This window comes from Streptomyces sp. NPDC005791 (assembly GCF_042871485.1).
Taxonomy (GTDB): domain Bacteria; phylum Actinomycetota; class Actinomycetes; order Streptomycetales; family Streptomycetaceae; genus Streptomyces.
The window spans coordinates 125966-151141 of record NZ_JBIAIP010000015.1; the positions used below are offsets into that span (position 1 = coordinate 125966).

Annotated in this window: 22 protein-coding genes and 1 pseudogene; 15 read left to right on the top strand and 8 right to left on the bottom strand. The window is 71.3% G+C overall.

Annotated features, from left to right (window positions below):
* Positions 1–67 precede the first annotated feature (67 nt).
* The 3 genes and pseudogenes from ACFYSH_RS26900 to ACFYSH_RS26910 all read right to left on the bottom strand — a co-directional run bounded on the left by ACFYSH_RS26900 (position 68) and on the right by ACFYSH_RS26910 (position 2695).
* The gene (locus ACFYSH_RS26900) at positions 68–748 is read right to left on the bottom strand and encodes a phosphotransferase (RefSeq protein WP_359469183.1); all 681 of its coding nucleotides are present in this window, start codon (positions 746–748) and stop codon (positions 68–70) included.
* 37 nt (positions 749–785) lie between these two features.
* A pseudogene (locus ACFYSH_RS26905) lies at positions 786–938 on the bottom strand (DUF2804 domain-containing protein); the annotation flags it as partial.
* Between the two features lie 50 nt (positions 939–988).
* Positions 989–2695: a bifunctional 3'-5' exonuclease/DNA polymerase gene (locus ACFYSH_RS26910; RefSeq protein ID WP_388755912.1), complete on the bottom strand. Its 1707-nt coding sequence runs from the start codon at positions 2693–2695 to the stop codon at positions 989–991.
* A gap of 132 nt (positions 2696–2827) precedes the next feature.
* On the opposite strand from ACFYSH_RS26910, the gene ACFYSH_RS26915 reads away from it, so the two are divergent.
* The 4 genes from ACFYSH_RS26915 (at position 2828) to ACFYSH_RS26930 (ending at position 7731) form a co-directional block, all read left to right on the top strand.
* The gene (locus tag ACFYSH_RS26915; RefSeq protein ID WP_359469188.1) at positions 2828–3757 is read left to right on the top strand and encodes an NADP-dependent oxidoreductase; all 930 of its coding nucleotides are present in this window, start codon (positions 2828–2830) and stop codon (positions 3755–3757) included.
* Between the two features lie 27 nt (positions 3758–3784).
* On the top strand, positions 3785–4966 hold the full coding sequence (locus tag ACFYSH_RS26920) for a DUF2786 domain-containing protein (RefSeq protein ID WP_388755915.1): 1182 nt from the start codon (positions 3785–3787) through the stop codon (positions 4964–4966).
* A gap of 192 nt (positions 4967–5158) precedes the next feature.
* Positions 5159–7240, top strand: coding sequence for an FUSC family protein (locus tag ACFYSH_RS26925; protein WP_359469194.1), 2082 nt, complete (start codon positions 5159–5161; stop codon positions 7238–7240).
* Positions 7241–7491: 251 nt separating this feature from the next.
* The gene (locus tag ACFYSH_RS26930; RefSeq protein ID WP_359469196.1) at positions 7492–7731 is read left to right on the top strand and encodes a DUF397 domain-containing protein; all 240 of its coding nucleotides are present in this window, start codon (positions 7492–7494) and stop codon (positions 7729–7731) included.
* Between the two features lie 88 nt (positions 7732–7819).
* Here ACFYSH_RS26930 and ACFYSH_RS26935 read toward each other — a convergent pair whose 3' ends face one another.
* On the bottom strand, positions 7820–8323 hold the full coding sequence (locus ACFYSH_RS26935; protein ID WP_359469199.1) for an ATP-binding protein: 504 nt from the start codon (positions 8321–8323) through the stop codon (positions 7820–7822).
* Positions 8324–8662: 339 nt separating this feature from the next.
* Between ACFYSH_RS26935 and ACFYSH_RS26940 the strand changes: the two genes are divergently transcribed.
* The 6 genes from ACFYSH_RS26940 (at position 8663) to ACFYSH_RS26965 (ending at position 14268) form a co-directional block, all read left to right on the top strand.
* A complete protein-coding gene (locus ACFYSH_RS26940; protein WP_359469202.1) occupies positions 8663–9547 on the top strand; it encodes a helix-turn-helix transcriptional regulator in 885 nt (294 codons plus the stop codon).
* Between the two features lie 54 nt (positions 9548–9601).
* On the top strand, positions 9602–11059 hold the full coding sequence (locus ACFYSH_RS26945) for an aldehyde dehydrogenase family protein (RefSeq protein WP_388755920.1): 1458 nt from the start codon (positions 9602–9604) through the stop codon (positions 11057–11059).
* Between the two features lie 143 nt (positions 11060–11202).
* Positions 11203–11757 carry a DinB family protein gene (locus ACFYSH_RS26950; protein ID WP_359469207.1) on the top strand — a complete coding sequence of 185 codons (555 nt, stop codon included), beginning with the start codon at positions 11203–11205 and terminating at the stop codon, positions 11755–11757.
* An 18-nt stretch (positions 11758–11775) separates the two neighbouring features.
* The gene (locus ACFYSH_RS26955; RefSeq protein ID WP_359469210.1) at positions 11776–12417 is read left to right on the top strand and encodes a PadR family transcriptional regulator; all 642 of its coding nucleotides are present in this window, start codon (positions 11776–11778) and stop codon (positions 12415–12417) included.
* 85 nt (positions 12418–12502) lie between these two features.
* A complete protein-coding gene (locus ACFYSH_RS26960) occupies positions 12503–13465 on the top strand; it encodes an ATP-binding cassette domain-containing protein (protein WP_388755982.1) in 963 nt (320 codons plus the stop codon).
* Positions 13462–14268, top strand: coding sequence for an ABC transporter permease (locus ACFYSH_RS26965; RefSeq protein WP_388755923.1), 807 nt, complete (start codon positions 13462–13464; stop codon positions 14266–14268). The genes ACFYSH_RS26960 and ACFYSH_RS26965 overlap by 4 nt, the downstream gene beginning before the upstream one ends.
* Before the next feature lie 16 nt (positions 14269–14284).
* Here ACFYSH_RS26965 and ACFYSH_RS26970 read toward each other — a convergent pair whose 3' ends face one another.
* Together ACFYSH_RS26970 and wrbA are read right to left on the bottom strand one after the other, a co-directional pair.
* Entirely contained in the window at positions 14285–15709 is a 1425-nt protein-coding gene (locus ACFYSH_RS26970; RefSeq protein WP_388755926.1) for a glutamate decarboxylase, read from the bottom strand.
* 11 nt (positions 15710–15720) lie between these two features.
* A complete protein-coding gene (wrbA, locus tag ACFYSH_RS26975; protein ID WP_388755929.1) occupies positions 15721–16344 on the bottom strand; it encodes an NAD(P)H:quinone oxidoreductase type IV in 624 nt (207 codons plus the stop codon).
* Between the two features lie 237 nt (positions 16345–16581).
* Between wrbA and ACFYSH_RS26980 the strand changes: the two genes are divergently transcribed.
* Complete coding sequence (locus ACFYSH_RS26980) at positions 16582–17994, top strand: VTT domain-containing protein (RefSeq protein ID WP_388755932.1); 1413 nt, start codon at positions 16582–16584, stop codon at positions 17992–17994.
* An 84-nt stretch (positions 17995–18078) separates the two neighbouring features.
* On the opposite strand, the gene ACFYSH_RS26985 is transcribed toward ACFYSH_RS26980, so the two are convergent.
* Both ACFYSH_RS26985 and ACFYSH_RS26990 read right to left on the bottom strand, forming a co-directional pair.
* Entirely contained in the window at positions 18079–19782 is a 1704-nt protein-coding gene (locus ACFYSH_RS26985; RefSeq protein ID WP_359469223.1) for a threonine/serine exporter family protein, read from the bottom strand.
* A gap of 199 nt (positions 19783–19981) precedes the next feature.
* Positions 19982–20473 (bottom strand): inorganic diphosphatase, encoded by a 492-nt coding sequence (locus ACFYSH_RS26990; RefSeq protein ID WP_359469360.1) that lies wholly within the window; start codon positions 20471–20473, stop codon positions 19982–19984.
* An 86-nt stretch (positions 20474–20559) separates the two neighbouring features.
* Between ACFYSH_RS26990 and dacB the strand changes: the two genes are divergently transcribed.
* The 4 genes from dacB (at position 20560) to hpt (ending at position 25139) form a co-directional block, all read left to right on the top strand.
* Positions 20560–22044: a D-alanyl-D-alanine carboxypeptidase/D-alanyl-D-alanine-endopeptidase gene (gene dacB, locus ACFYSH_RS26995; protein WP_359469226.1), complete on the top strand. Its 1485-nt coding sequence runs from the start codon at positions 20560–20562 to the stop codon at positions 22042–22044.
* Between the two features lie 48 nt (positions 22045–22092).
* Positions 22093–23238, top strand: a complete 1146-nt coding sequence (locus ACFYSH_RS27000) for a zinc-dependent metalloprotease (protein WP_359469228.1) — start codon at positions 22093–22095, stop codon at positions 23236–23238.
* Between the two features lie 189 nt (positions 23239–23427).
* On the top strand, positions 23428–24501 hold the full coding sequence (gene tilS, locus ACFYSH_RS27005; RefSeq protein ID WP_359469231.1) for a tRNA lysidine(34) synthetase TilS: 1074 nt from the start codon (positions 23428–23430) through the stop codon (positions 24499–24501).
* A 98-nt stretch (positions 24502–24599) separates the two neighbouring features.
* Complete coding sequence (gene hpt / locus ACFYSH_RS27010; protein WP_359469362.1) at positions 24600–25139, top strand: hypoxanthine phosphoribosyltransferase; 540 nt, start codon at positions 24600–24602, stop codon at positions 25137–25139.
* Positions 25140–25176: the final 37 nt, after the last annotated feature.

Below are 25176 nucleotides of genomic sequence, written 5' to 3' on the forward strand. Positions count from 1 at the left end.
CCGCCGGACCGGCACGCGAACCGCCGAGTACCGGCCTGGCGGGTGCCCGAGTGACGGGACTGTCCTGTCAGCGGCCCAGCGAGGCGACCAGGTCCGCCGCCTCGTCCAGCACCGCCGTCCCGTCCGCGCCGAGCCGGTGGTCCGCCGCGCGCAAGGCGGTGGCGCGGGCGAGGGCGTCGGCGGGCACGCCGCCGTCGTCCGCGAACCGGGAGAGCAGCGCCTGCAGCAGGCGCCGGGCCTGAGCGCCTGCGGGGAACGACGGGTCGAAGGCCACCTGGGCCAGGATCAGCGAGGTCATGGCCCGGTCCAGAGCGGGCGGCCCCTCGTCGGCCGTCAGCCAGTCGATCACCCGGGGGCCCTCCGGAGCCAGGATCACGTTCTCGGGGTGCAGGTCCAGGTGGACGATCCGGTCCTCGGGGTCCTGGGAGAGCCGTGGAAGGATCGCGTGCAGCTCCCGCAGGAGCCGCGCCAGCAGGTCCGCGCCCTCGCTCTCGGTGACCGTGCCCGCCAGCAGCGCCTCGGCCAGCGTCGGGCCGGTCAGCCGCTGCATCACCAGGTCCGTGGGGAGCGCGTCCTCGGCCGGCGGTCCGATGCGTGGGACCGGGAAGCCCGAGGCCGAGAGGTACGACATCACCGCCAGCTCACCCGTGGTGTCGATGTTGCCGCGGTAGCGGCGCAGGACCCAGGGGCCGTCGAGTGCGTACACGTCGGCGGTGCGTCCCGAGCCCAGGAGCGGGCCTATATGCATGGGGGAGAACCTACCCGTGCCGGTCCCGCCCGGGGAGTCACCAGCGCATGTGAACATCCTCGGCCCAGCCCAGCAGGTGTTCCACGGCGGACTCGGCGCCGTCGTCCGTACTGATCCGGCCGTCGTAGTGCCCGAAGCGCCGGTCGGTGCGGTGGGCGATCACACCGGCGTCCGTGCGCACGGGCCGGTTGTGGGACGGCGTGCGTCGCCATGGGCGGAGCCTGTAGCGGAGCCGGCAGGCTACTTGGCGTCCGCATAGCGCTCGACGACCGCCGTGCTGAACGGGAACCGCACCGGCGTCTCTCCGAACGCGACCCGGCCGGCCAGCTCTCCGGCCTCACGGATCGCCTCCACCACCACGGGCGCCTCCTCGGCCGGGCAGTGCACGATCACCTCGTCGTGCTGGAAGAACACCAGCTCGGCCCGCAACCCCTCGGCGGCGAGCGTCCGCCGCAGTGCCGCGAGGAGCAGCAGCGCCCAGTCCGCGGCGCTGCCCTGGACCACGAAGTTACGGGTGAAGCGGCCCCGTGCCCGGGTGTTCGAAGAGGCGTAGCCGGGGGTGAAGCCGTATCCGCCGGGACCCTCCCCGGCCGGGGGTTCCGCGTTCTCCTGCGGGATGCCCGCCTCGTCGTCCTCGTCCGCCCCGGCAGCGGGTGGGCTCGTGCGGCCCAGCCAGGTGCGGACGAGGCGGCCCTCCTCGCCGGCTTTCGCCGCGTCGTCGACGTAGGCGACGGCGTGCGGGAACCGCCGCCGCAGCGCTGCCAGGTTCTTCAGGCCGTCACCCGAGGTCTGCCCGTAGATCGCGCCCAGCAGGGCCAGCTTGGCGTGGTCGCGGTCGCCGTGGAACGCCCGGTCGGACAGGGCCTTGTAGAGGTCGCCCTCGTGTCCGGCCACCTCCATCAGCCCCCGGTCCCGGGAGATCGCGGCCAGCACCCGCGGCTCCATCTGGTCGGCGTCGGCCACGACCAGCCGCCAGCCCTCGTCCGCGACGACCGCCTGGCGTATCACCTTGGGAATCTGCAGTGCTCCGCCACCGTTGGTCGTCCAGCGTCCGCTGACCGTGCCTCCGGGCTGGTACTCGGGGCGGAAACGGCCTTCGCGCACCCAGTCCTGGAGCCAGCCCCAGCCGTGCGCCGTCCAGACGCGGTACAGCTTCTTGTAGCGGATCAGCGGCTCGACCGCCGGGTGGTCCAGACCCTCCAGCTCCCAGCGCCGGGTCGACTTCACCTTGATCCCGGCCTGCGCGAACGCCTTCACGACATCGGCCGGCAGGTCGGGCCGCACCCGTCTGCCGAACGCCGCCGACACCTCGTCCGCGGCCTCGGCCAGTCTGCGGGGCTCGCCGCCGCCCGCATAGCGTTCGCCGAGCAGGTCGTTCAGCACGTCGCGGTGCACGTCGGCTCGCCAGGGGAGCCCGGATCGGTTCATCTCGGCGGCGACCAGCATGCCCGCGGACTCGGCGGCCGTGAGCAGCCGCATCCGGCCGGGGTGCTCCGTCGCCTCGTGGCGGCGCAGCTGTTCCGCGTAGACCTGCAGCAGTGCGTCGAACGGCAGGTCGGTGCCGGAGCGCGGCTCGAAGAGGGAGGACTGGGAGCCGGGCTCGGCCGAACGGGGCGGCGGGTCGGGCGGCACCGGGGCGTGCCGCAGCCGGGCCCAGGCCGCCGCGGCGGAGCGGGGCTCCCCGAGCCGTCCCTCGTGGCCGAGCAGCAGCAGCTCGGCGCACTCGATGTCGTAGCACCGCTCGACCCGCACACCCGCCGCGAGCAGCCGGGGATAGATGCCGGTGGTCGAACGCCAGACCCAACGGACCACTTCGGGGCGGGAGCGGACGGACTCGGCGAGGTCGGGCTCGGCCAGGACGGGACCGGCGGGCAGGCCGTCGCGGGTCAGCGGCACGAGGAGCGCGCCGCCCCCTTCCGCGATGGCCAGAGCCCAACGTTCGGTCATGGGCCGAGTCTTGCACCCGGCACTGACAGCGGGCCGCGCTCGCCGGGCGGGCGTGTCCGGCTGCCGCGAGGATGCGGAACAGGGTGCGCGCGGCGCGTACCGGGAACGCGGCAGGCGGCGGAGGAGACGGTGATGGAAGCGATCGTGTACGAGCGGTTCGGTGGTCCCGAGGTTCTGCGCCGGGCCCAGGTGGAGGACGTGCACCCGGGCCCCGGGCAGATTCGGGTGGAGGTCAGGGCCGCCGGGGTCAACCCGATCGACTACAAGATCCGTAACGGCTGGATGGAGGCGGCGTTCCCCACCCCGCTGCCCGCCACGCCCGGGAGCGAGTTCGCCGGAGTCGTCGACGAGACCGGCGCGGGAGTCACGGAGTTCGCGGCCGGCGACGAGGTGCTCGGCCGGAGCGCGACCGGCGCGTACGCGGCGTACGTCGTGGCCGACGTGGGATCAGTGGCTCCCAAGCCGGAAGGACTGGGCTGGGCGGAGGCCGCCGCGCTGCCCGTGGCGACCCTGACCGCTGCCCGGGTGCTCGACGAGCTCGCGGTGGCCGCAGGCGAGACCCTCCTGGTGCACGGGGCGTCCGGCGCCGTCGGGTCCGCCGCCGTCCAGCTGGCCGCGGCCCGGGGTGCCACCGTCGTCGGTACCGCCTCTCCGGCCAACCACGACTATCTGCGGGTGCTCGGCGCGGTCCCGGTGGCATACGGGGACGGCCAGGTGGACCGGGTGCGGGAGGCCGCACCGCAGGGTGTGGACGCGGTGTTCGACGCGGCGGGCAAGGGGGCGCTGGCGGACTCGGTGGAGCTGCGTGGTGGCACGTCCGACCGGATCGTCACCATCGCCGACCCGGACGCGGCGCACTACGGGGTCGTCTTCTCGGCGGGCGGCGGGGGCCGCCCGGACGAGGGCGGACGGCTCGCGGAGTACGCGGAGGCCGCGGCGGTCGGCGGCCTGCGCATTCCTGTCGAACGGACATTCGCGCTGGGTGAGGCGGCGCGGGCTCAGGAGCTGAGCGAGGCCGGACACGTGCGCGGCAAGCTCGTCCTGCTGCCCGGGGAGCACTGAGCTCCCTGCCCCGCCTACCCTGGTCCGATGGAATCGGTGATCGACCGGGCGTGCGCCGCGGCACTGTACGCGGACAGCGACGCGGGCCTGGACACCGGCGCCTCGCTCCTCGCCGCGGACCCGTCCGCCGACGAGGACGTGCACCGCCGGGGCGAGGAGTTCGTCCGGCGGGCCTGGAAGCGTGGCTGGCAGCCCGCCGATGTCGTACGTACGGTCCGCCGCGAGCTGGACGGTCCGTACGACGCGAGCGCACTCGCCGCCGCCCTGATCACGGCGGAGACGGCGCGGTACGGCCGGCTGCCGCCGCGCTGGGCGGACCAGCTCGCCGCGTTGCCCGCCCCGGCGCCCCGCAACCGGCCCGACCGCTTCACGTACGCCTCCGCGCTCCTGGAGCTGTACCGGCTGCTGCTGCGGCTGCCGGTCATCGAGCCGGTCGGGCCGCCGCCCGGCACGGCCGCCGACGCTCCGCACCGGCCTCCGGCCCCTGGCGAACCCCGCATGCTCACCAGGATCCGGGCGCTGTTGGCCAAGGCTGAGGCGACCGGTTTCCCGGAGGAGGCCGAGGCACTCACCACCAAGGCGCAGGAGCTGATGGCCCGGCACAGCATCGACGAGGCGCTCCTCGCCGCGCGTACGCACAGCGCCGATGAGCCGGGGGCGGTCCGGATCGGGGTCGACGCACCGTACGAGAGCGCGAAGGCCGTGCTGCTCGACTCCGTCGCCTCGGCGAACCGCTGCCGTGCCGTGTGGAACAGCGATCTCGGGTTCACCACCGTCGTGGGTTTCGAGCCGGACCTGGAGGCCGTGGAGCTGCTGTTCACCTCCCTGCTGGTGCAGGGCACGGCGGCGATGACGAAGGCGGAGGCCGGACAGCGGGCCGGCGGGCGCAAGCGGACCAAGACCTTCCGGCAGTCCTTCCTGATGGCGTACGCCCAGCGGCTCGGCAGCCGTCTCGCGGCGGACACCGCGCGGGTCACCGCCGCGGCCGGCTCGGAGGCCGGCTCCGGAGGCCGCGGCCAGGGCCCCGGGACCCTGCTGCCGGTCCTGGCGGCCAGGGACGTCGCCGTCACCGGCACGGCTGAGCGGATGTTCCCGAAGACCACCACGGCCCGGCTGCGAGGGGCGACGGACGTGGAGGGCTGGACCCATGGCACGGCCGCGGCCGACCGGGCCAGGATGGGCGGAGAGGGACCGGAGATCAGCCGCTGAGGGCTGTCCCGTCAGGCCTGACGGGCGCACCGCGAGAGCGACGGCACCCCGTTGCGTGTCGGAACGCCCGCACACCTCCCGTACGTGCGTGTCGCGCGTCGTGCGCCGATGCCGTACGGATCGCGGGACGGCCCCGTAGCCAGCAGGGCGACTCAAGTCGGGTTTGTCCGGAAATCCGGTTAGGCTCGGTCCATGAGCTGGCTCCGGGCGCTGAAGGAGACGGCCCGCTCGGGGCTGACGATCGAGCGGCGGCGTCTCGAACCGCTCATCGCGATCCGCGGCGCCGCGGGCCTCGCCCTCGTCGTCGGGGTGAGTCTGGCGCTCTTCGGCCCGGTGATCGCCGCCGGCTCCGCCTTCGGCGCGTTCCAGGCCGCCATCGCGACCTTCCAGCGCAGCTGGCGACCCCGGCCCGTACTCGCTCTGGTCTCCGGTGCCAGCCTGGCCGTGTCGACATTCGTCGGCTACGTCACCGTGTCCCACACCCTGCTGTTCCTGGCCCTGCTCGTCCTCTGGACGTTCACCGCCGGCATGGCCTGGGCGGCGGGCCCGACCGGCGGCATCATCGCGGCCTCCAACGTGGCGATCATGCTGGTCACGATCACTCTGCCCACCTCCGTCGCCGACGCCGCCGCCCACGCCGCGATGATGGCGTTCGGCGGGCTCGTCCAGGCGGCGCTGATCGTGTTGTTCCCGGTGCGCAGATGGGGCGCCCAGCGTGACGCGCTCGCCGACGCCCTGGCCGCCGAGGCCGACTACGCCCGCAGGCTGCGGAGCGACCCGGTGGCGCCCTTCGACCCGGTACCGCTGATGACCGCGCGCAACGCGGCGGCGGTCACCCCCCGGCAGGCCCGGCGCCGCCCCGCCGACCTGCACGGCGCGCGCGGGGTCGCCGAACGGCTGCGGCCGGTCCTCGCCTCGCTGGCGGATCCCGCGCTGGGCGTGCCGGCCGAGGGCCCCGAGCGCTACTGGGCGCGGGAGATCCTCGGTGCCGCCGGATCCCTGCTCGACTCGGCGGCCCGGGCGGTGCGCCGCGGCGACCCGGTGCGGCTGGACGAGACGGCGCTGTCCGTACTGAAGTCCCCCGACACCGAGGTCATCCTCACCGGCCCGCCCCGCCGGGCCGCCGACCGTCTCACCTCGTTGCTCGCCGATGTCGTCGAGATCGCCGAGGGGACCGGTACGGACGACCGGACGCCCGGTGGACCGCTCGTCCCGCACCGGCGCCGGCCCACCCTGCTGAGACTGGTCCCCGTCGTCCACGGCTCGATGCGCCGCGAACTGCGCCGCGGGTCGACGATCCTGCGCCACGCGGTCCGGGTGTCGGCAGTGGCCGCGGCCGGCTACCTCATGGGGGCGGTGCTGCCGTTCGGGCACGGCTACTGGGCGCCGATGACCGCCGTGATGGTGATGCGCCCGGAATTCACCCAGACGTACTCACGGTCCGTGGCCCGCTTCCTGGGCACCGTGATCGGTGTCGCCCTCGCCACCGGCATCGTGCAGACCGCACACCCGAACGCGGAGCTCTCCGCCGTGCTCGCCGTGGTCAGCGCCGGGCTGATGTACCTGCTGATGCGCACCGGATACGCCGTCGGCCAGGTCTGTGTCTCCGCCTATGTCGTCTTCCTGCTCGGGATGGCGGGCGACGACTGGTCGCAGACCGTACCCGAGAGGGTGGTGCTGACCCTCATCGGTGGGATCCTCGCCATGGCGGCGTACGCCCTCTACCCGGCCTGGGAAACCCCGCGGCTACGCGACCGGCTTGCCAACTGGGTGGTCACGGACGGGCGGTACGCGGCCACGGTCCTGGACCGGTACGCCGACCCCGCGTCCAGGAGCCTGATGGACGTGCGCGCCGCCCTCCTCACCACCAGGGAGGCCCGCGTCGCCTGGCAGGAGGCCCTGGATACGGCCCAGCACGAGCCCGTACGTCACCGGGGCATCTCCCGGACCTCCGCGGCGGACGCCCAGGACGCGCTCGCCCAGTTCGGCCGGGTCACGATGCTCATGGAGGCCCACCTGCCCGCCGCGTCCGCCACCCCCCTGCCCGAGGCCGCCGGGCTGGCCGACGCCTTGCGCCGTGCCACCGAGGAGGGTGCGAAGGCGGTGCGGGAGCGCCGCGTCCCCGACTGGGAGCCGGTCAGGGAGGCGTTGGCGCGCCGCGACGCCGCCCTCGGCTCCGAGCCCGATCCCTTCGTGCGCAACGGGGCCACGCTGCTGCTCCGCGCCTTGGAGGACTTCTCGCGGGCTCTGGAGATCAGCAGCGGTCGGGCATAGAGCCGGGCCGTGCCCGCCCTGCCAGGGGTGATCAGAGCAACTCCGGGTAGAGGGGAGCCACATTGCCGTTTTGTTCGTCTGTTCCTCATAGAGGGGGAGGAAGAGTGAACGGATGGGTGAGCGGATCAGCGGTAAAACTGTAATCGCGTGCGCACCCGGTGTGCACGTGCATCTGCTCATGCATTGGCATATGAACACAGCTATGATCCGAGCTAGTTGACATTTGCACCTTGCAACTCGGGGAGCGTCCTGTGCACCACGTGTACAACGGCATGGCGGCCACAGAGCTTCGCGGGGTCGTCTGGCAGAAGAGCAGACACAGCAACTCCCAGGGATCATGCGTGGAGTTCGCGAAACTGCCCGGCGGGAATGTGGCGATGCGGAACTCGCGCCACCCCGACGGGCCCGCACTGGTCTATACGCCGGCGGAGATCGAGGCGTTGCTGCTGGGCGTCAAGGACGGGGAGTTCGACCACCTGGCCACCGGCTGACCGCACGGACGTCCCTCGGCCGGACGCCGGTGCGGGCGGCGGTGGCAACCCGGCCGCGCGCTGTCAGGAAGGCGTCGACCGGGGCGGATCACACCGCCGCCGGACGGTCCGTCAGTCGGAACAGGGCCCAGACCACCTTGCCGATGCCCCCGTCGGACGGCGTGTCCCCGGCCGGTACGGGAGAGGGGTGCCAGCCCCAGCTGTCGCTGAAGGACTCCACCAGGAACAGGCCCCGGCCGGACTCGGCGGAATCCGGCGCCTCGCCCGCCACGGGCCCCTTCTCGCTGGGATCGCGCACCGCGCACACCAGACGTGAGGTCCAGCGCATCAGGTGCAGGCGTACGGAGCGGTCCTGGAGCTCCCGTGCGGTCTCGGCGGGGAGGGCGTGCCGCAGCGCGTTGGTGACCAGCTCGGACACGACCAGGGCGACGTCGTCGAAGCGGTCGCCCAGTTCCCAGGAGTTCAGCGTCGTACGGGTGAATCGCCGTGCCCCGCCCACCGCTTCGTACCGGGCCGGCAATGTGCAGTAGGCCGAACCGGCGACCGCCGAGAGGTCGATGGGGGGAAGCCCCTGCCGTAACGGCTCGAGCATCGTCGATCCATTCGTCCCCATACGAGGCACTCCCGGGATTCGCGGCTGTAGCGGCACTGCTTCTGGCGGGCACTGCGGGTACAGCGGCACAACACGAACGAGCACGCAGGTGCGCGAGGGCCATGGTTCCGAATGCGCAGAGCAGATGCAAGGGCAGATGCACGTGCACGCGGAAGTTACGCCCTGTAACGTGCTGGTTCGGACTCATTTCTTCCGCTTCCTGGTTTTGAAGCTTTGGGAAAGTCTTGCCCTCTCTGTAATCGAACGAGTACGGGCTGAAGCGTTTTGATGGCAGAATCCGCCTCCGGGGTTCGGGGGAGCTCCGGAGCAAGGGAAGCGATGGGGAGGGTTGGGGAGCCGGTGTCGGCAGGGGAGTCGAGTGGTTCTGTGGTGCGGCGCATCCTGCTGGGCTCACAGCTCAGGCGCCTGCGCGAGTCGCGCGGCATCACCCGTGAGGCGGCCGGCTACTCCATCCGCGCCTCCGAATCGAAGATCAGCCGCATGGAGTTGGGACGGGTGAGCTTCAAGGCCAGGGATGTCGAGGACCTGCTCACGCTGTACGGAGTCACGGACGAGGTGGAGCGGGATGCGCTCCTCGGTCTGGCCCGTGAGGCCAACGTGGCGGGCTGGTGGCACAGTTACGGCGATGTGCTGCCCGGCTGGTTCCAGACGTATATCGGTCTGGAGGGAGCGGCCTCGCTCATCCGGATCTACGAAGTCCAGTTCGTCCACGGGCTGTTGCAGACGGAGGCGTACGCCCATGCCGTCGTCGTGCGCGGCATGCCCGGTGCGCCGGCGGCCGAGATCGACCGCAGGGTCGCGTTGCGGCTGGCGCGGCAGAAGGCGCTCGTGTCCGAGCGTGCTCCCCGCTTCCACGCCGTGCTGGACGAGGCGGCCCTGCGTCGCCCGTACGGCGGGCGCGAGGTGATGCGCGCGCAGTTGCGGCACCTGATCGACATGTCGGAGCAGCCGAACATCACGCTCCAGGTGATGCCCTTCAGCTTCGGCGGTCATGCCGGCGAGAGCGGGGCATTCACGATGCTGCGTTTCCCGGAATCCGATCTCTCGGACATCGTCTATCTGGAGCAGCTGACAAGTGCGCTGTATCTGGACAAGGCCGAAGAGGTCGCCCAGTACGAAAAGGCCATGGACCGGCTCCACAAGGACAGCCCGGGGCCCGAGGAGAGTCGGGATCTTCTCCGAGGTCTACTTCAACTGACGTGAATCGCCAGTACGATGACGAACCCACAGGAGTCTGTGCCTGCAGTAAGGGATTGCATGTCCTTCCCCAGTGAACTGGCCCGCCAGTACATCGACGGTGAGTGGCTGACCGGCAACGGTGCGTGGGACATCATCGATATCAATCCCTACAACGGCGAAAAGCTCTGCTCCGTCACCGTGGCAACGGCGGCGCAGGTCGACCTCGCCTACCGGGCGGCCGAACGCGCGCAGCGGGAATGGGCGGCGGTCAGCCCTTATGCGCGACGGACCGTTCTGGAGAACGCGGTGCGGCTCGTCGGGGAACGCAGCGACGAAATCACCGAGCTGATCATCGACGAACTCGGGGGGACCCGGGCGAAGGCCGCATACGAGGTCCGCGCCGCGCAGGAGTTCCTGCGCGAGGCGGTCGGGCAGGCGCTCCGCCCCGCGGCGCGCCTGCTGCCCTCGGTCGCCGACGGCAAGGAGAACCGGGTGTACCGGCTGCCCGTCGGCGTCATCGGTGTGATCAGCGCCTTGGACTTCCCCTTCCTGGTGACGATGAAGACCGTCGCCCCCGCGCTCGCGCTGGGCAACGCCGTCGTGGTGAAGCCCCATCAGAGCGCCCCGGTCGCCGGCGGCGGACTGGTGGCCCGGATCTTCGAGGACGCGGGGCTGCCCGCGGGACTCCTCAACGTCCTGATCACCGACAGTGCGGAGATCGGTGACTCCTTCCTGCGGCACCCCGTGCCCAAGGTGATCGCCTTCACCGGTTCGGACCGGGTCGGCCGCCATGTCGCGGCCGTCGCCGCCGGGATGTTCAAGCGGGCCATCCTCGAACTGAGCGGCAACAGCGCCCTGGTCGTACTGGAGGACGCCGACCTCGACCACGCGGTACGGGCGGCCGTCCACAGCCGCTTCCTGTTCCAGGGACAGGTCGGCATGGCCGCCCATCGCATCCTGGTGGACCGGTCCGTGGAGCAGGAGTTCACCGAGCGGTTCACCGCGGCGGTGTCCGCGCTTCGGACGGGGGACCCGCGCGATCCGGCCACTCATATCGGTCCGGTCGTCAGCGCGTTCCAGGCCGAGGCGCTCACCGCGCTGGTCGACGGGGCGATCGAGGCCGGTGCCACGGCGCTCGTGCGGGGCCGCACGCGCGGCACCGTCGTCGAGCCGACCGTGCTGACGGGACTTCCGGAGGGGTCGCCACTGCTGGACCAGGAGATCTTCGGCCCCGTGGCCCTGCTGGTGCCGTTCGACGGTGAGGACGACGGCGTGCGGCTGGTCAACGACAGCCCCTACGGGCTGAGCGGCGCCGTCCATACGGCGGACGGCGAGCGGGGCGTGCGGTTCGCCCGGCGTATCAGGGGTGGGATGTTCCACGTCAACGGCTCGACCGTGCAGGACGATCCGGCGGCCGCGTTCGGTGGCGAGAAGGGGTCCGGTATGGGGCGGCTGAACGGCGAGGCCGCCGTCGAGGCGTTCACCACGCGGAAGTGGATTTCGGTGCAGCGCGGACGAACGGTTTTCCCCTTCTGACGTTCTTCTGATTTTCCTTCTTCTGGCTCTTCCTTCTGACACGGCGGACCGAAACGGAATCCGACCTCCTGGGTCAGTACGTTGGCTGCGCGAGCGGGCGGTACGCGGCCCCCCGCCCTCGCGTCCGACGGAAGGAAGACACCATGGTCACCCACGTTCCCGCAGAGGTCTCCGGCGACGAACGCGGCGCACTCCTCGCCTTCGTCGAGGCCCAGCGCGGCGCGATCCGGCGCTCCGTGCTGGGCCTCACCGAGGAGCAGGCCGCGAGCCGCCCCGGCGTCAGCGAGCTCTGCCTCTCCGGACTGCTCAAGCACGTCGCCGAGACGGAGCTGAACTGGTTGCGTATGGCCCAGCAGCGCCCGAACGAGCGGCAGCGGGACGCAGCGACCTGGGCCGACAGCTTCCGGCTCGTGGGTGACGAGACGGTCCCGCGGATGCTCGAGTTCTGGGCGAAGGTCGCCTCGGAGACAGAGTCGTTCATCCTCGACGACGTCGACAGCATGAACGACACCTTCCCGCTGCCGCCGGCCCCCTGGTACCCCGAGAACGAGCGCTGCTCCATGCGCTGGCTGCTGGTCCATCTCGTCGAGGAGGTCGGCCGCCACGCGGGCCACGCCGACATGCTGCGCGAGGCGGTGGACGGCAAGAAGGCCCTCGACCTGGTCGCCGAGGAGGCGGGCTACCCTGGGCGAAGTTGAATACAGAGGGTGAGTGGTATGTCGGCGATCCGTCTCCTGGTCCTCGGCGCCGTGCGCCAGCACGGCCGGGCGCACGGCTACCAGGTGCGCAACGACCTGGAGTACTGGGGCGCGCACGAGTGGTCCAGCGCCAAGCCCGGGTCGATCTACCACGCACTCAAACAGATGGCGAAGCAGGGACTGCTGGTCGCCCACGACGTCGCCCCGTCCACGGCCGGGGGACCGCCCCGCACCGAGTACGAGATCACCGGCGCCGGCACGCAGGAGTACTTCACCCTGCTGCGGGCCGCGCTGACCTCGTACGACCAGAGCACGGACGTGCTCTCCGCCGGCATCGGCTTCATCGTCGACCTGGAGCGGGCCGAGGCGCTGGAACTCCTGCGGCAGCGTGTCGCCGCCATCGAGGGCTGGCGGACGTCGGTCACGGAGCACTACACGCCGGCGGACGGACCGGAGTCGCTCGGGCACATCGGCGAGATCATGCACCTGTGGGTTCATTCGGCGGACGCGGGAGTCGAGTGGACCCGCGGCCTGATCGCGCGCATCGAAGCGGGCGCGTACACCTTCGCGGGTGAGGGAGGCCCCTTCATCGGGGTGCTCGCCGAGGGGCAGGAGAACCCGTACGCCACCGGGGTCCGTGATCCCGGGGATGCCGGCTGATCAAGTTTGACTAATGGTTGCCGCCGGGTTTACCTTTCCCCTGCTAGTCAAATTTGACTACATGAGTGAGGGGTCGGTGGACACCGTGAGTGACGCGATCGTCGTCGAAGGAGTGCACAAGCGGTACGGAGCGAAACGCGCGCTGGACGGACTCGACCTCGTCGTCCGCAGTGGTGCCGTCCACGGGGTGCTCGGCCCCAACGGGGCAGGCAAGACCACTGCCGTACGGGTGCTGACGACCCTGCTGCGGCACGACGAGGGCCGGGCGGAGGTGGCGGGGTTCGATGTGCGGTCCGCGGCCGGCGAGGTCAGGCGGCGGATCGGACTCCTCGGGCAGCACGCCGCGGTCGACGAGGAGCTCGACGGCAGGCAGAACCTGGAGATGTTCGGCCGGCTGTACCACCTGGGCGCACGCCGGGCGGGCCTGCGGGCCGAGGAGCTGCTGGAGCGGTTCGGGCTCGTGGACACCGGACGCAAGGCGGTCAAGCAGTACAGCGGGGGCATGCGCCGTCGCCTCGACCTGGCGGCATCCCTGATCACGGACCCAAGGGTGCTCTTCCTGGACGAGCCGACGACCGGTCTCGACCCGCGGGGGCGGGCCGAGGTGTGGAACGCCGTCCGGTCCCTGGCCGCAGGGGGCACCACCGTGCTGCTGACCACCCAGTATCTGGAGGAGGCGGACCAACTGGCCGACCGGATCTCGGTGATCGACGACGGCCGGGTCATCGCGGAGGACACGGCCGACGGGCTCAAGGCGATGGCCGGCGGTAACCGTGTCGACGTGGTCGTCCGCGACGCGGGCCGGCTCGCAGAGGCGGCCGGGCTGCTCGGCGAGGGGGTGACCGTGGACGCGGACCGTCGGCTGCTCGGCGCACCTGCCCCGGACCGCATGCGGGCCCTGACACGGATCGTGCGGGCGCTCGAAGAAGCGGGCATCGAGGCCGAGGACATCGCGGTGCGCCGTCCCACGCTGGACGAGGCGTTCCTGTCGCTCACGGGAGCCGGCGGCGGGGCCCACGTCCCCATGGACACGGAGGTGGCGGTATGAGTACGGCGACGGCGGGACCGGGACGCATGGGCTGGGCGCTGACGGACTCCTGGACGATGACCCGGCGCGAACTGGCGCACTGGGCACGGCAGCCGGTCCAGGTGGTCGTCGGCCTGGTCTTCCCCGTGATGCTGCTCCTGATGTTCAACTACCTGGTCGGCGGCGGCAGCGGGGTCGACGGGGACAACACCGATTACCTGGTGCCCGGCATGCTCGCGCTCACCATGGCCTTCGGCCTGGAAGGCACGATGCTGGCCGTCACCCAGGACCTGCACAAGGGCGTCATCGACCGGTTCCGTTCCATGCCGATGGTCTCGGGCGCGGTTCTGGTCGGGCGGAGCGCCGCCGACATGCTCCAGTCGGTGGCCGGGCTCGCCGTGATGACCGGGGTCGGGTACGTCCTCGGCTGGCGCTGGCACAACGGCACGGCCGCCGCCCTGGCCGCGCTGGGGCTGCTGCTCCTGCTGCGGTTCGCGATGCTGTGGATCGGCATCCAGCTCGCGCTGGTGGCGGGCAGGCCGGAGATGGTGCAGGCCGTGCAGATCCTGGTCTGGCCGGTGGGTTTCCTCTCCAACGTCTTCGCGTCACCGGAGTCGATGCCGGGCTGGCTGGGCGGGGTCGTCGAGTGGAATCCGATGTCGGCCACGGCCACTGCGGTGCGCGGCCTGTTCGGCAACCCGGGCGGCGGCTCAGGATCCTGGGCCGCCGAACACGCCGAACTGCTCGCGGTGCTCTGGCCGGTGGCGCTGCTCGCGGTGTTCTTCCCCCTGGCGGTCAGGAGGTTCGCACGGCTCAGCCGCTGAGCACCTACGCGGCCCGTCAGTGGTGGAACGAGGTCTGCGCCCCCGGGTCCCGGTTCAACGGGTGCTGTTGAGCGCGTAGGTCGGGCAGGAGCCCGCGCAGGTCGCCCAGCAGCAGCTCCGCGAGGTCCGAGGAGAAGCCGTTGCGGCAGACGACACGCAGCACCGACAGGTCCTGGCGGTTGGCGGGGAAGGTGTAGGCGGGCACCAGCCAGCCGCGCTCCCGTAGCCGCCTCGACACGTCGAAGACGTCGTACGCCCGCACCTCGGGTGTCGTCGTCACCGCGAACACCGGAAGTTCGTCGCCCCCGGTCAGCAGTCTGAAGTCGCCCAGGGCCTCGAAGCCCGTGGCGAGCCGTCGCGCGATGTCCCGGGAGGCCTGCTGCACGGCCCGGTAGCCCTCCCGGCCCAGTCGCAGGAACGTGTAGTACTGCGCCACCACCTGCGCGCCGGGCCGGGAGAAGTTCAGCGCGAACGTCGGCATGTCGCCGCCCAGGTAGTTGACCCGGAAGACCAGTTCCTCCGGCAGTTCGGCCGGTGAGCGCCACAGGGCCCAGCCCACACCCGGGTAGACCAGGCCGTACTTGTGGCCGGAGGTGTTGATCGAGGACACCCGGGGCAGCCGGAAGTCCCACACCAGGTCCTCGTCGAGGAACGGTGCCACCATCGCCCCGGACGCCCCGTCCACATGGACCGGGATGTCGAGCCCGGTGCGCTCCTGGAGATCGTCCAGGGCCGCGCAGAGACCGGCGATCGGCTCATAGGAACCGTCAAAGGTGGAACCGAGGATTCCGACCACGCCGATGGTGTTCTCGTCGCACAGCTCGGCGGCCGCCTGCGGGTCGAGATGGAAGCGTTCGCCCTCCATCGGGACCTGGCGGGGCTCCACCTCCCAGTACGCGCAGAATTTCTCCCAGCAGACCTGCACATTGACGCCCATCACCAGATTGGGCCGGGCGGACGCCGGATAACGGTCGGCGTTCCTGGCCGACCAGCGGCGTTTCAGCGCCATACCCGCCAGCATGCAGGCCTCGCTGGAGCCCGTGGTCGAACAGCCCACCGTGGACGAGGGGGCGGGGGCGTTCCAGAGGTCGGCGAGCATCGCCACACAGCGCCGCTCCAACTCGGCGGTGCGCGGGTACTCATCCTTGTCGATCATGTTCTTGTCCCGGCACTCACTCATCAGCACACCGGCCTGCGGTTCCATCCAGGTGGTGACGAAGGTCGCGAGGTTGAGCCGGGAGTTCCCGTCGAGCATCAGCTCGTCGTGGACGAGCCGGTACGCGGTCGAGGGCGGCAGCGGGCCGTCCGGGAGGCGGTGCGTCGGTGGCGCCGCGACCATCGGCGCGGTCGGGTCGGCCTCCCCGAAGAAGGGGTTGAGGGCGAGCCTGCGGTGCTCGTCGGACGGTGCGGACCCGCCGTGCGTACCCGTGTGGAGCGGCATGAACGATCCCCTCAGTTCCCGGCCGCCAGTCCGGTCCTGATGGCCCGGGTGAATTTCACGACGCGCTCGGCCTGGACGCGCGCTGCCCTCAGGGTCTGTTCGGCGACCGGGATGTCGCCCTGTCCCGAGACATGGGAGGTGCCGTAAGGATTGCCGTCGACGAACTTCGACGGGTCCGTGTAGCCGGGAGGGACGAGGATGCCGCCGAAGTGGTAGATCGTGTTGTACAGCGCCAGCAGGGTGGACTCCTGACCGCCGTGGGTGGTGCTGCTGGCGGTGAAGCCGCTGTAGACCTTGTCGGCGAGCTTCCCCGCCTGCCAGAGGCCTCCCAGTGTGTCGAGGAACTGTTTGAGCTGGGCGGTGACATTGCCGTACCGGGTGGGCGTACCGAAGATCACCGCGTCGGCCCAGACCATGTCGTCCGGCGAGACCTCGGGGATGTCGGCGGTCGCCTTCGCGTGCTCGGCCCAGGCCGGATTCGAGTTGACGGCCGCCTGCGGGGCGAGCTCCGCGGCTTTGCGCAGGCGTACCTGCGCGCCGGCGTTCTCGGCGTCCTTCGCCAGCGCCTTGGCGATCGTGGAGATGGTGCCGGTGGAGGAGTAGTAGATGACGGCGACGTTGACGGACGTGGTCATGCGAGGGCCTCCGGGAGCGGGGTGGTGAGGTGCGGCGCCGGGCTTGTCGATCACGGCTGTCAGCGGCTGTGGTCCGTCATGCCCGTGATGTGGTGTCTCCTGCGGAAAGCTTTGCTCCGGTTCGTGTCGCGCGCATCCTTGCTTACGCCAGTGGAACCCAGGCGTCCGCCGCAGCGTTGATAGCTTGGGGCGGCCACGCAGCCGCGTACACACCGACCAACCCTGGAGCCCGGACCCTTGAATACGCTTGCGCTCGGCCCGAGCTGGCTGGACCCGGATTATCTGCTCAACACCTTCGGGCTCCCCGGCCTCCTGCTCATCGTGTTCGCCGAGTCCGGACTGCTGATCGGCTTCTTCCTGCCCGGTGACTCCCTGTTGTTCACCACCGGCCTTCTGGTGACCACGGGGGATCTGAAGTACCCCCTGTGGCTGGTCTGTGTCCTGGTGGCCCTCGCGGCGATCATCGGCGACCAGGTCGGCTACCTCTTCGGCCGCAAGGTGGGACCGGCCCTCTTCAAACGACCGGACTCCCGACTCTTCAAGCAGGAGAACGTCGAGAAGGCCCACGAGTTCTTCGAGAAGTACGGCCCGAAGTCGCTGGTACTGGCCCGCTTCGTGCCCGTCGTCCGGACGTTCACGCCGATCATCGCCGGTGTGAGCCGGATGGACTACCGCTCGTTCATCACGTTCAACATCATCGGCGGCATCCTCTGGGGCGTCGGGGTGACGGTGCTCGGCGCGGCCCTGGGCAAGATCGACTTCGTGCACGAGAACATCGAGATGATCCTCATCCTGATCGTGCTGGTCTCCGTGCTGCCGATCGTGATCGAGTTCCTGCGGGCCCGCAGCAAGTCGAAGAAGGAAGGCGCCGCGCACCAGGGGGACGACCACGGCCCCTCGGACGGCGGAGCCGGCGACGACGGGCAGAACCCTGCCGCCCAGCGCTACACCGGCGACCAGGCGGCACCGTACGACGCCGGTCGTCACGACGGCCCGTACGGCACCGACCAGGGCGCTCGGTACGGCGACGATCAGTACGGCACCGGCCAACCGGGTCAGTACGGCAACGATCAGTACGGCCACGGTCAGCAGGGTCAGTACGGGGGCGGTCAGCAGAACGCCGCCCAGTACGGCGCCGCGTACGGCGACCAGTACGGCAACCAGGGCGCCCAGTACGGCAGCCCCCAGTACGGCAGCCCCCAGGGCGGTGCCCAGTACGGCAGCGGGCAAGGCGGTCGGTACGGCGAGAGCCAGAGCCAGTACGGCGGGAGTCAGGGCCAGTACGGCGGAGGCCAGGGCGGCCAGTACGGCACCGGCCAGGGCGGCCAGTACGGCGGCGGCCAGGGCGGCCAGTACGGCGGCGGCCAGTACCCCGGTGGGCAGGGCGCCCCGTACGGCGACGGACAGGAAGGTCGGTACGGCGGCGCCGCGGAGCAGGGCGCCCCGTACGGCAACCCCCAGGGCGGGCAGTACGGCAGCGGCCAGCCCGCCCCGTACAACGGCGCACCCGACGGCCGGTACGGCGGTGGCGGTGCCCAGCCCGGCCCGTACGCCGACGGCGGCGCCCCCTACGGTGACCGGCCCGCGGCCCGGCCGGGCGACGGCCAGGAGGACGACCCGGGTCAGTACGGCTGGCAGAGCAGGCGCTGACCCCGCCCGCGCACGCACCGACGGCGCCCCGGTCCCCCGGCATCCGCCGAGAGGGCCGGGGCGTCGTCCTCGTGCGGTACGCCGTCAGAAGCCACGCGTTCGCTTGGCCGCCCGGCGGGACGCTCCCTCGACGGCACCCGGCACCCGCATGAACAACCGGGAGATCTCGCTCCCGAGATTGACACCGATGGCGATCGCCAGGGCCGTGGCGACCGCCGTGGACAGCGAGGTCAGCCCGGTGTCCACCTCGTTCTGCGCGACGCCCAGCAGACCGAAGTAGGTCGCCGAACCGGGCAGCAGCGGACCGATCGCGGCCGTGATGTAGGGCAACGACGAGCTGTAGTGGTAGCGCGAGAACAGCTGGCCGAACAGCCCGACCAGACCGGCGGCGACCGCCGTCGCGGCCACCGGCGAGATGCCGCCCTCGCGGGCCATCGCCCCGTAGATGACCCAGGCCACACCCCCGTTGAGGGTCACCGCGAGCACCGTGGAACGTTCCTGCTGGAGCAGGATCGCGAAGGCCAGCGTGAGTGCCATCGAGGCCAGGATCTGGAGCACCGGCCGGTCGTTGGGTACGAAGCGCGCCTCCGGGTTGAGCTCGGCGCCGAGCTGGACCCCCAGATAGAGCATCAGCAGCACACCGGCCACGATGCCGATGAAGAAGTACATGACCTCCAGGAGCCGGGCTCCCGCGGTGATGTAGTAGCCGGTCAGACCGTCCTGCACCCCGGCGACGAGGGCCCGTCCGGGGAGCAGCGCGAACAGCCCACCGGTGATCACCGCGGAGGGCCGCACATCCGTCGAATGGGTGAGGGTCAGCGCGATGCCCATCGCGGCCGGAGGCATGGCCGCAGCCGTGAACTGGTAGAACTCGGGCAGCCCGCGTCCGGCGCAGAGCCACGCCAGCCGGTCACCGAGCATCGCGCCCGCCGCCGCCACGATGAAGACGAGCACACCACCGCCGACCAGCACCGACGCCGAGCCGGCGAGCAGGCCGGCGGCGGCCGTCAGCACCCAGCCGGGGTACGGGTGCCGGTTACGGCGGATCTCGGCCAGGCGCCGGTAGGCCTCTTCCAGCGACACCTCGACGTGTTCCGCCGTGGTGATGTCGTCGATCAGCCGGAACACCGCTGCCAGCCGGGTGTAGTCGGTGCCCCGGCGGCGTACGGTGCGGCTCGCCGTCACGGGGTCGTCGACCAGCGACGGCTGGTACGAGATGGACAGCAGGGTGAAGGTGACCGTCGGCTCGCAGCGGTCGAGCCCGTACGAACGCGTCACCGCGAACATGGCGGCTTCGACGTCCTCCGCGCCCTCGCCGCCCGCGAGGAGCAGCTCCCCGATACGCAGCGTCAGGTCGAGCACGCGCGGTACGGCGGGACCCGAGTCGTCCGTCCGCTGCACGCTCTCGGGCGCCGGACGCTCCGTCACCGGCATACGCAGCATCGTGCGCATCCGGTCCTGCCAGGGGGCTTCCTTGGTCAGCCGGACCATCGGAATGCCGTGCGCGGGAGTGAACGCGGGCGGCTGCTGCTGCGCGTTGTAGCCGCTCGGCGGGACGAAGGCGGACGCGAGGGAGTCGGATCCCGGTCCGGAAGCGGAACCAGGACCGGAGCCCGACGGTGCCACCGGCTCGGTGTGCAGACCGGCCGGAAGGGCGAATTCCGACGTCGGATGGTCGTCCTCGGACGGAGCCGCCGGCTGCTCCACACCGGCCGGCGGGACGAAGGCGCTGCGTGCCTCGTCGGACTGGGGCTTCTGGTCCTCAGGACCGCCCTGTTCCGCCACCACTCGACCTCGTTCCCTCTCGACCGCTCGTTACGGGAGCGCTTCTGCCCAGTATGGGCACGGACATGGGCCGCCACACGCAACGGGCGGCGCACCGGTGAAGGTGCGCCGCCCGTTGTCCGTACGACAGGCGGGGCCGGTCGGCCCCATGCGCCGTGATCCGCGCCGTCCCGCTCGTAAGCGGAAGCCGGAGGGGGTTACGTCAGTGCTTGCCCTGCGTCTCGAGGCGCTTGTAGGAGGCCTCGATCTCGGCCTCGGCCTCGGCGCGGCCGACCCAGTCGGCGCCCTCGACGGACTTGCCCGGCTCCAGGTCCTTGTAGACCTCGAAGAAGTGCTGGATCTCCAGGCGGTCGAACTCCGACACGTGCTGGATGTCGCGCAGGTGCTCCACCCGGGGGTCGGACGCCGGGACGCACAGCAGCTTGTCGTCGCCGCCGGCCTCGTCCGTCATGCGGAACATGCCGATGGCGCGGCACTTGATGACGCATCCGGGGAAGGTCGGCTCGTCCAGGATGACCAGCGCGTCCAGCGGGTCGCCGTCCTCGCCGAGGGTGTTCTCTACGAAGCCGTAGTCGGCCGGGTAGCTGGTCGAGGTGAAGAGTCGACGGTCCAGGCGGATCCGACCGGTCTCGTGGTCCACCTCGTACTTGTTCCGCGAACCCTTCGGGATCTCGATGGTGACGTCGAACTCCACGGGTGGCTCCTCCATGATCAACACTTACGACTGGTGGTTAAGTGTCCCTCACGCAGACGAGTGCTCGCGAAAGGGGCTGGTCAACGGTGGCCGAGCCGGTGGAGAGACCGACGGACGAACCGTTGCACAGGTGGGGCAAGTGGAAAATCCCGGTGTACCCGAAGCGCGGGAACGGACGGGACGACCTCCGGCTCGTCGCAGGCTCCGCGGTGCTCGGCCTGGTGGTCGCCGCCGGCGCCGTCCTGGCCGCCGGTCCCTGGGACACCGGTCAGCGTAAGGCCGAGCGGGACCGGGTGGCCGCCCAGCAGCGCGCAGGTGGTGTACATCACGAAGAGGCCACTCCCGGCGCTCCGGAACCCGCCCCCAGTGCGCCCCCCGTCCTGAGCGCCCTAGGAGCCACGGCCGGCCTCAAGGCCCCGGCGGGCGCGAGCGGCCTCGAGACGGCCCTCGATCACCTCCTGGAAACACCGGCGCTCGGCTCCGTACGCACCGCCGTGGTCGTCGACGCGGCCACCGGAGAACAGCTGTACGCCCGGGACGCGGCGTCCCCCATGACCCCCGCGTCCACGGTGAAGATCGCCACGGCCGCCGCCGCGCTCTCCGCGCTCGGCCCCGCCCACCGCATCGCGACGACGGTCACGCTGTCCCCGGACTCCCGGACGCTCACCCTCGTCGGCGGCGGTGACCCCACCCTGGACAAGGCGGCTTTGCGCGCCCTGGCAGCGGACACGGCACGCTCCCTGCGCGACGGCGGAACAGGGGCCGTGCGGCTGGCGTACGACACCTCGCGCTACTCCGGTCCGGCGCTCCACCCCATCGGCCCCAACGAGAACATCGCGCCCGTCAGCGCGCTCATGCTCGACGAGGGCCGCCTCGACACGAGCGACCGGGGGCCCGCCCCCCGTACCGGCGACCCTGCGGGCGACGCCGCGCGGGACTTCGCGGATCTCCTCGACGACGCGGGTGTCGCCACCCGGACCGCTCCTGTGCCGGGGCGGACCCCGGCCGGTGCCCGGACGGTGGCGACACACTGGTCGAAGCCGCTCTCCGCACTGGTCGAACGGGCTTTGACCAACAGCGACAACGACCTCGCCGAGGCCTTGGCCCGGCAGACCGCGCTGAAGGCCGGGCAGCCGGCCTCCTTCGCCGGGAGCCGCCGGGCCGTGACCGCCCGGCTCAAGGCGCTCGGCCTGCCACTGGCCGGCGCCCGCCTCGCGGACGGCAGCGGTCTCGACCGCGCGGACAAGGTGACGGCGGAACTCCTGGCCCAGCTGCTCGCGCTCGCCGCCGGACCGGACCATCCCGAGCTGCGTCCCGTCCTCACCGGTCTCCCGGTCGCCGGCTTCAGCGGCACGCTCGGTGACCGCTACGACGCGACCTCCCCGGCGACCGGCCTGATCAGGGCCAAGACGGGCACCCTCACCGGGGTGAACAGCCTCGCCGGGACGGCGGTCGACGCACAGGGCCGACTGCTCGCCTTCGCCTTCCTGGCGTCGGGCACCACGTCCCCGGACGAGGCGGAGGCATCGCTCGACACCCTGGCCACCACTCTCGTCGAAGGCACCCGGTGAGCGGCTGACACCCCACCAAGGAGCGGCCACCTCACGTACGGTTGACGCATGACGAGCATCGGTGGTGCCGAGATGGTCGACTGGAATCTCGCGGTCGCGACTGCGACCCGGTTCGTGCGGCCGGGTCCCGAGATCAGCCGCGAGGAGGCCCGCGCCGTCGTCGCGGAACTCCGCCGGCATGCCAAGGCTTCGGAGGAGCACGTCCGTGCGTTCACCCGGATGATTCCGGACGGGCACGAACCCGAGGACACCCCGGTCCTGGTCGTCGACCGGGCGGGCTGGATCAGGGCCAACGTCGCGGGCTTCCGAGAGCTGCTGGGTCCGCTGCTCGGAAAGATGCAGGACCGCCGGGGCAGTGGCCCCGGCAATGCCGTGCTCGGCGCGGTCGGCGGCAAGGTGACCGGCGTCGAGCTGGGCATGCTCCTGTCCTTCCTGTCCTCCCGGGTCCTCGGGCAGTACGAGACGTTCGCCCCGGCCACCCGGGAGCTCCCCGCGTCCTCCAAGGGAGGTGGCAGGCTCCTCCTGGTCGCGCCCAACATCGTCCACGTCGAACGCGAACTTGAGGTCGACCCGCACGACTTCAGGCTCTGGGTGGCCCTCCACGAGGAGACGCACCGGACCCAGTTCACCGGCGTGCCCTGGCTCCGCGACCATCTGCGGGGCGAGATCCAGTCGTTCCTCGACGAGACCGACGTCGACCCGATGACCTTGCTCGAACGCCTCCGTGAGGCCGCGCAGGCCTTCTCCGGAGGGAGCCGGCCCGAGGGCGAACAGGGAGAGAAGGGTGAGGGCGGCGGGCGCAGTCTCGTCGACATCGTCCAGACCCCCTCCCAGCGCGAGATCCTGGGCCGCCTCACGGCCGTGATGTCCCTGCTCGAAGGGCACGCGGACTTCGTGATGGACGGTGTCGGCCCGGATGTGGTGGCGTCCGTCGCCGAGATCCGGGAGAAGTTCCAGCAGCGCCGGGCGCGTGGAGCCAGCCGGCTGGACCTCGCGCTGCGCAAGCTCCTGGGGCTCGACGCGAAGCTGCGGCAGTACCGCGACGGGGAGAAGTTCGTCCGGGCCGTGGTGGACGAGGTGGGCATGGACGGCTTCAACCGGGTGTGGACCTCGCCCAACACCCTTCCCACCAAGGCCGAGATCGCCGCACCGGCGGACTGGGTGGCGCGGGTGCACCGTAAGGCAGATTCGTGATCCTGACCGGTCCGGCGGGAGGAGATTGCCTCCCCAATCACCCATCCGAGGGACCGTAGGGGCATGGGAAGGCGTGCAATGCTCGATGAACAGCCTGGCTCTGTCACCATCGACGCACTCTGAGTGACGGGACTGCGTCCCGCCCGCTCCGAGGCACCCCCCCAGAACTCCACCCGAAGGGCACCGGACATGGGTCCCCATCCTGCGGTCGCGGCGATACGCCTGGCGGTCCGCCGCGTACTCCACGACGTCATCGCCGAACACAACCGTCACACCGAACAGGCCGGACACGCCGAGTTCGCCGAAGCCGGGACGGGGGGGCGCCGCACCGCACTCCCCGAACGGCCCGACACCCCGCTGGTGCTCGTCGCGTGCTCAGGAGGTGCCGACTCGATGGCTCTCGCCTCCGCCCTCGCCTTCGAGTCGCGCAAGCTCCCCGTCCGCGCCGGCGGCATCACCGTCGACCACAACCTCCAGCCCGGCTCCGGACTCCGCGCCGACGAGGTCGTCTCCCGACTCGCCGGGATGCGGCTGGACCCGGTCGAGGCCGTGGCCGTACAGGTCGGCCGTGACGGCGGGCCCGAGGCCGCCGCGCGTGATGCCCGCTACGCCGCCCTGGACGCCGCGGCGGAGCGCCACGGCGCCGCCGCCGTGCTCCTCGGCCACACCCGCGACGACCAGGCCGAGACCGTCCTGCTGGGCCTCGCGCGGGGTTCGGGCATCCGTTCCCTCTCCGGGATGGCCGCCGCCTCCGGCCCGGCAGGCCGCTACCGCCGACCGTTCCTCCAGCTCGACCGGCAGACCGCCCGCAAGGCCTGCCTCGTGCAGTCGATCCCCGTCTGGGACGACCCCCACAACATCGACCCGGCCTACACCCGCTCCCGGCTGCGCCACGAAGGCCTGCCCGCCCTCGAGAAGGCGCTGGGCAAAGGTGTCGTGGAAGCCCTGGCCCGTACGGCGCAGCTCTCCCGCGACGACGCCGACGCCCTCGACACCTGGGCCGCCGAGGCCGCGCGGTCGGTCCGTGACGACGCCGGACGGCTGGAGTGCGCCAAGCTTTCCGTCCTGCCCCCTGCGGTACGCCGCCGTGTGCTGCGCCGGGCCGTGATCGACGCCGGGTCCCCCGCGGGTTCGCTCTTCGCCCGCCATGTCGAGGAAGTCGACCGGCTCATCACCGGCTGGCACGGCCAGGGCGCCATCAACCTGCCCGGCCGCGTCGAGGTACGGCGGCAGGGTGGCAGACTGGTGATTCGGCAGAGCTGAAGCGCAAGCGGCTGAAGTGCAGGCGAAACGCCGGTCCGGCCCGGGGACAGTTCCGGGTCCGGCAGGGCAGAGAAAGAGACGCGGTGAACGAGAAGGACATGGGCACCGACCTTGAGTCGGTGCTCCTCACCAAGGAAGAGATCGACGCGAAGCTCGTCGAGCTGGCAGCGAAGATCGACGCGGAGTACGCGGGCAAGGACCTGCTCATCGTCGGCGTGCTCAAGGGCGCGGTGATGGTCATGGCGGACCTGGCGCGCGCGCTGTCCACCCCCGTCACCATGGACTGGATGGCCGTCTCGTCGTACGGCGCGGGCACCCAGTCCTCGGGCGTCGTCCGGATCCTCAAGGACCTCGACACCGACATCAAGGGCAAGCACGTCCTGATCGTCGAGGACATCATCGACTCCGGTCTCACGCTGTCCTGGCTGCTGACCAACCTCGGTTCGCGCGAGCCCGCGAGCCTGGAGGTCTGCACGCTGCTCCGCAAGCCGGACGCCGCGAAGGTCGCGATCGACGTGAAGTGGGTCGGTTTCGACATCCCCAACGAGTTCGTCGTCGGCTACGGCCTGGACTACGCGGAGAAGTACCGCAACCTCCCCTTCGTCGGTACGCTCGCCCCCCACGTCTACGGAGGCTGAGGCGGGCGCCTCGGCGGCCTGCGTCCTAACCCGGCCG

Coding starts and splice junctions, on each gene's coding strand:
- ACFYSH_RS26900 (WP_359469183.1), bottom strand. CDS start 748: ATGCATATAGGCCCGCTCCTGGGCTCGGGACGCACCGCCGACGTGTAC.
- ACFYSH_RS26910 (WP_388755912.1), bottom strand. CDS start 2,695: ATGACCGAACGTTGGGCTCTGGCCATCGCGGAAGGGGGCGGCGCGCTC.
- ACFYSH_RS26915 (WP_359469188.1), top strand. CDS start 2,828: ATGGAAGCGATCGTGTACGAGCGGTTCGGTGGTCCCGAGGTTCTGCGC.
- ACFYSH_RS26920 (WP_388755915.1), top strand. CDS start 3,785: ATGGAATCGGTGATCGACCGGGCGTGCGCCGCGGCACTGTACGCGGAC.
- ACFYSH_RS26925 (WP_359469194.1), top strand. CDS start 5,159: ATGAGCTGGCTCCGGGCGCTGAAGGAGACGGCCCGCTCGGGGCTGACG.
- ACFYSH_RS26935 (WP_359469199.1), bottom strand. CDS start 8,323: ATGCTCGAGCCGTTACGGCAGGGGCTTCCCCCCATCGACCTCTCGGCG.
- ACFYSH_RS26940 (WP_359469202.1), top strand. CDS start 8,663: ATGGGGAGGGTTGGGGAGCCGGTGTCGGCAGGGGAGTCGAGTGGTTCT.
- ACFYSH_RS26945 (WP_388755920.1), top strand. CDS start 9,602: ATGTCCTTCCCCAGTGAACTGGCCCGCCAGTACATCGACGGTGAGTGG.
- ACFYSH_RS26950 (WP_359469207.1), top strand. CDS start 11,203: ATGGTCACCCACGTTCCCGCAGAGGTCTCCGGCGACGAACGCGGCGCA.
- ACFYSH_RS26955 (WP_359469210.1), top strand. CDS start 11,776: ATGTCGGCGATCCGTCTCCTGGTCCTCGGCGCCGTGCGCCAGCACGGC.
- ACFYSH_RS26965 (WP_388755923.1), top strand. CDS start 13,462: ATGAGTACGGCGACGGCGGGACCGGGACGCATGGGCTGGGCGCTGACG.
- ACFYSH_RS26970 (WP_388755926.1), bottom strand. CDS start 15,709: ATGCCGCTCCACACGGGTACGCACGGCGGGTCCGCACCGTCCGACGAG.
- wrbA (WP_388755929.1), bottom strand. CDS start 16,344: ATGACCACGTCCGTCAACGTCGCCGTCATCTACTACTCCTCCACCGGC.
- ACFYSH_RS27000 (WP_359469228.1), top strand. CDS start 22,093: ATGACGAGCATCGGTGGTGCCGAGATGGTCGACTGGAATCTCGCGGTC.
- tilS (WP_359469231.1), top strand. CDS start 23,428: ATGGGTCCCCATCCTGCGGTCGCGGCGATACGCCTGGCGGTCCGCCGC.
- hpt (WP_359469362.1), top strand. CDS start 24,600: ATGGGCACCGACCTTGAGTCGGTGCTCCTCACCAAGGAAGAGATCGAC.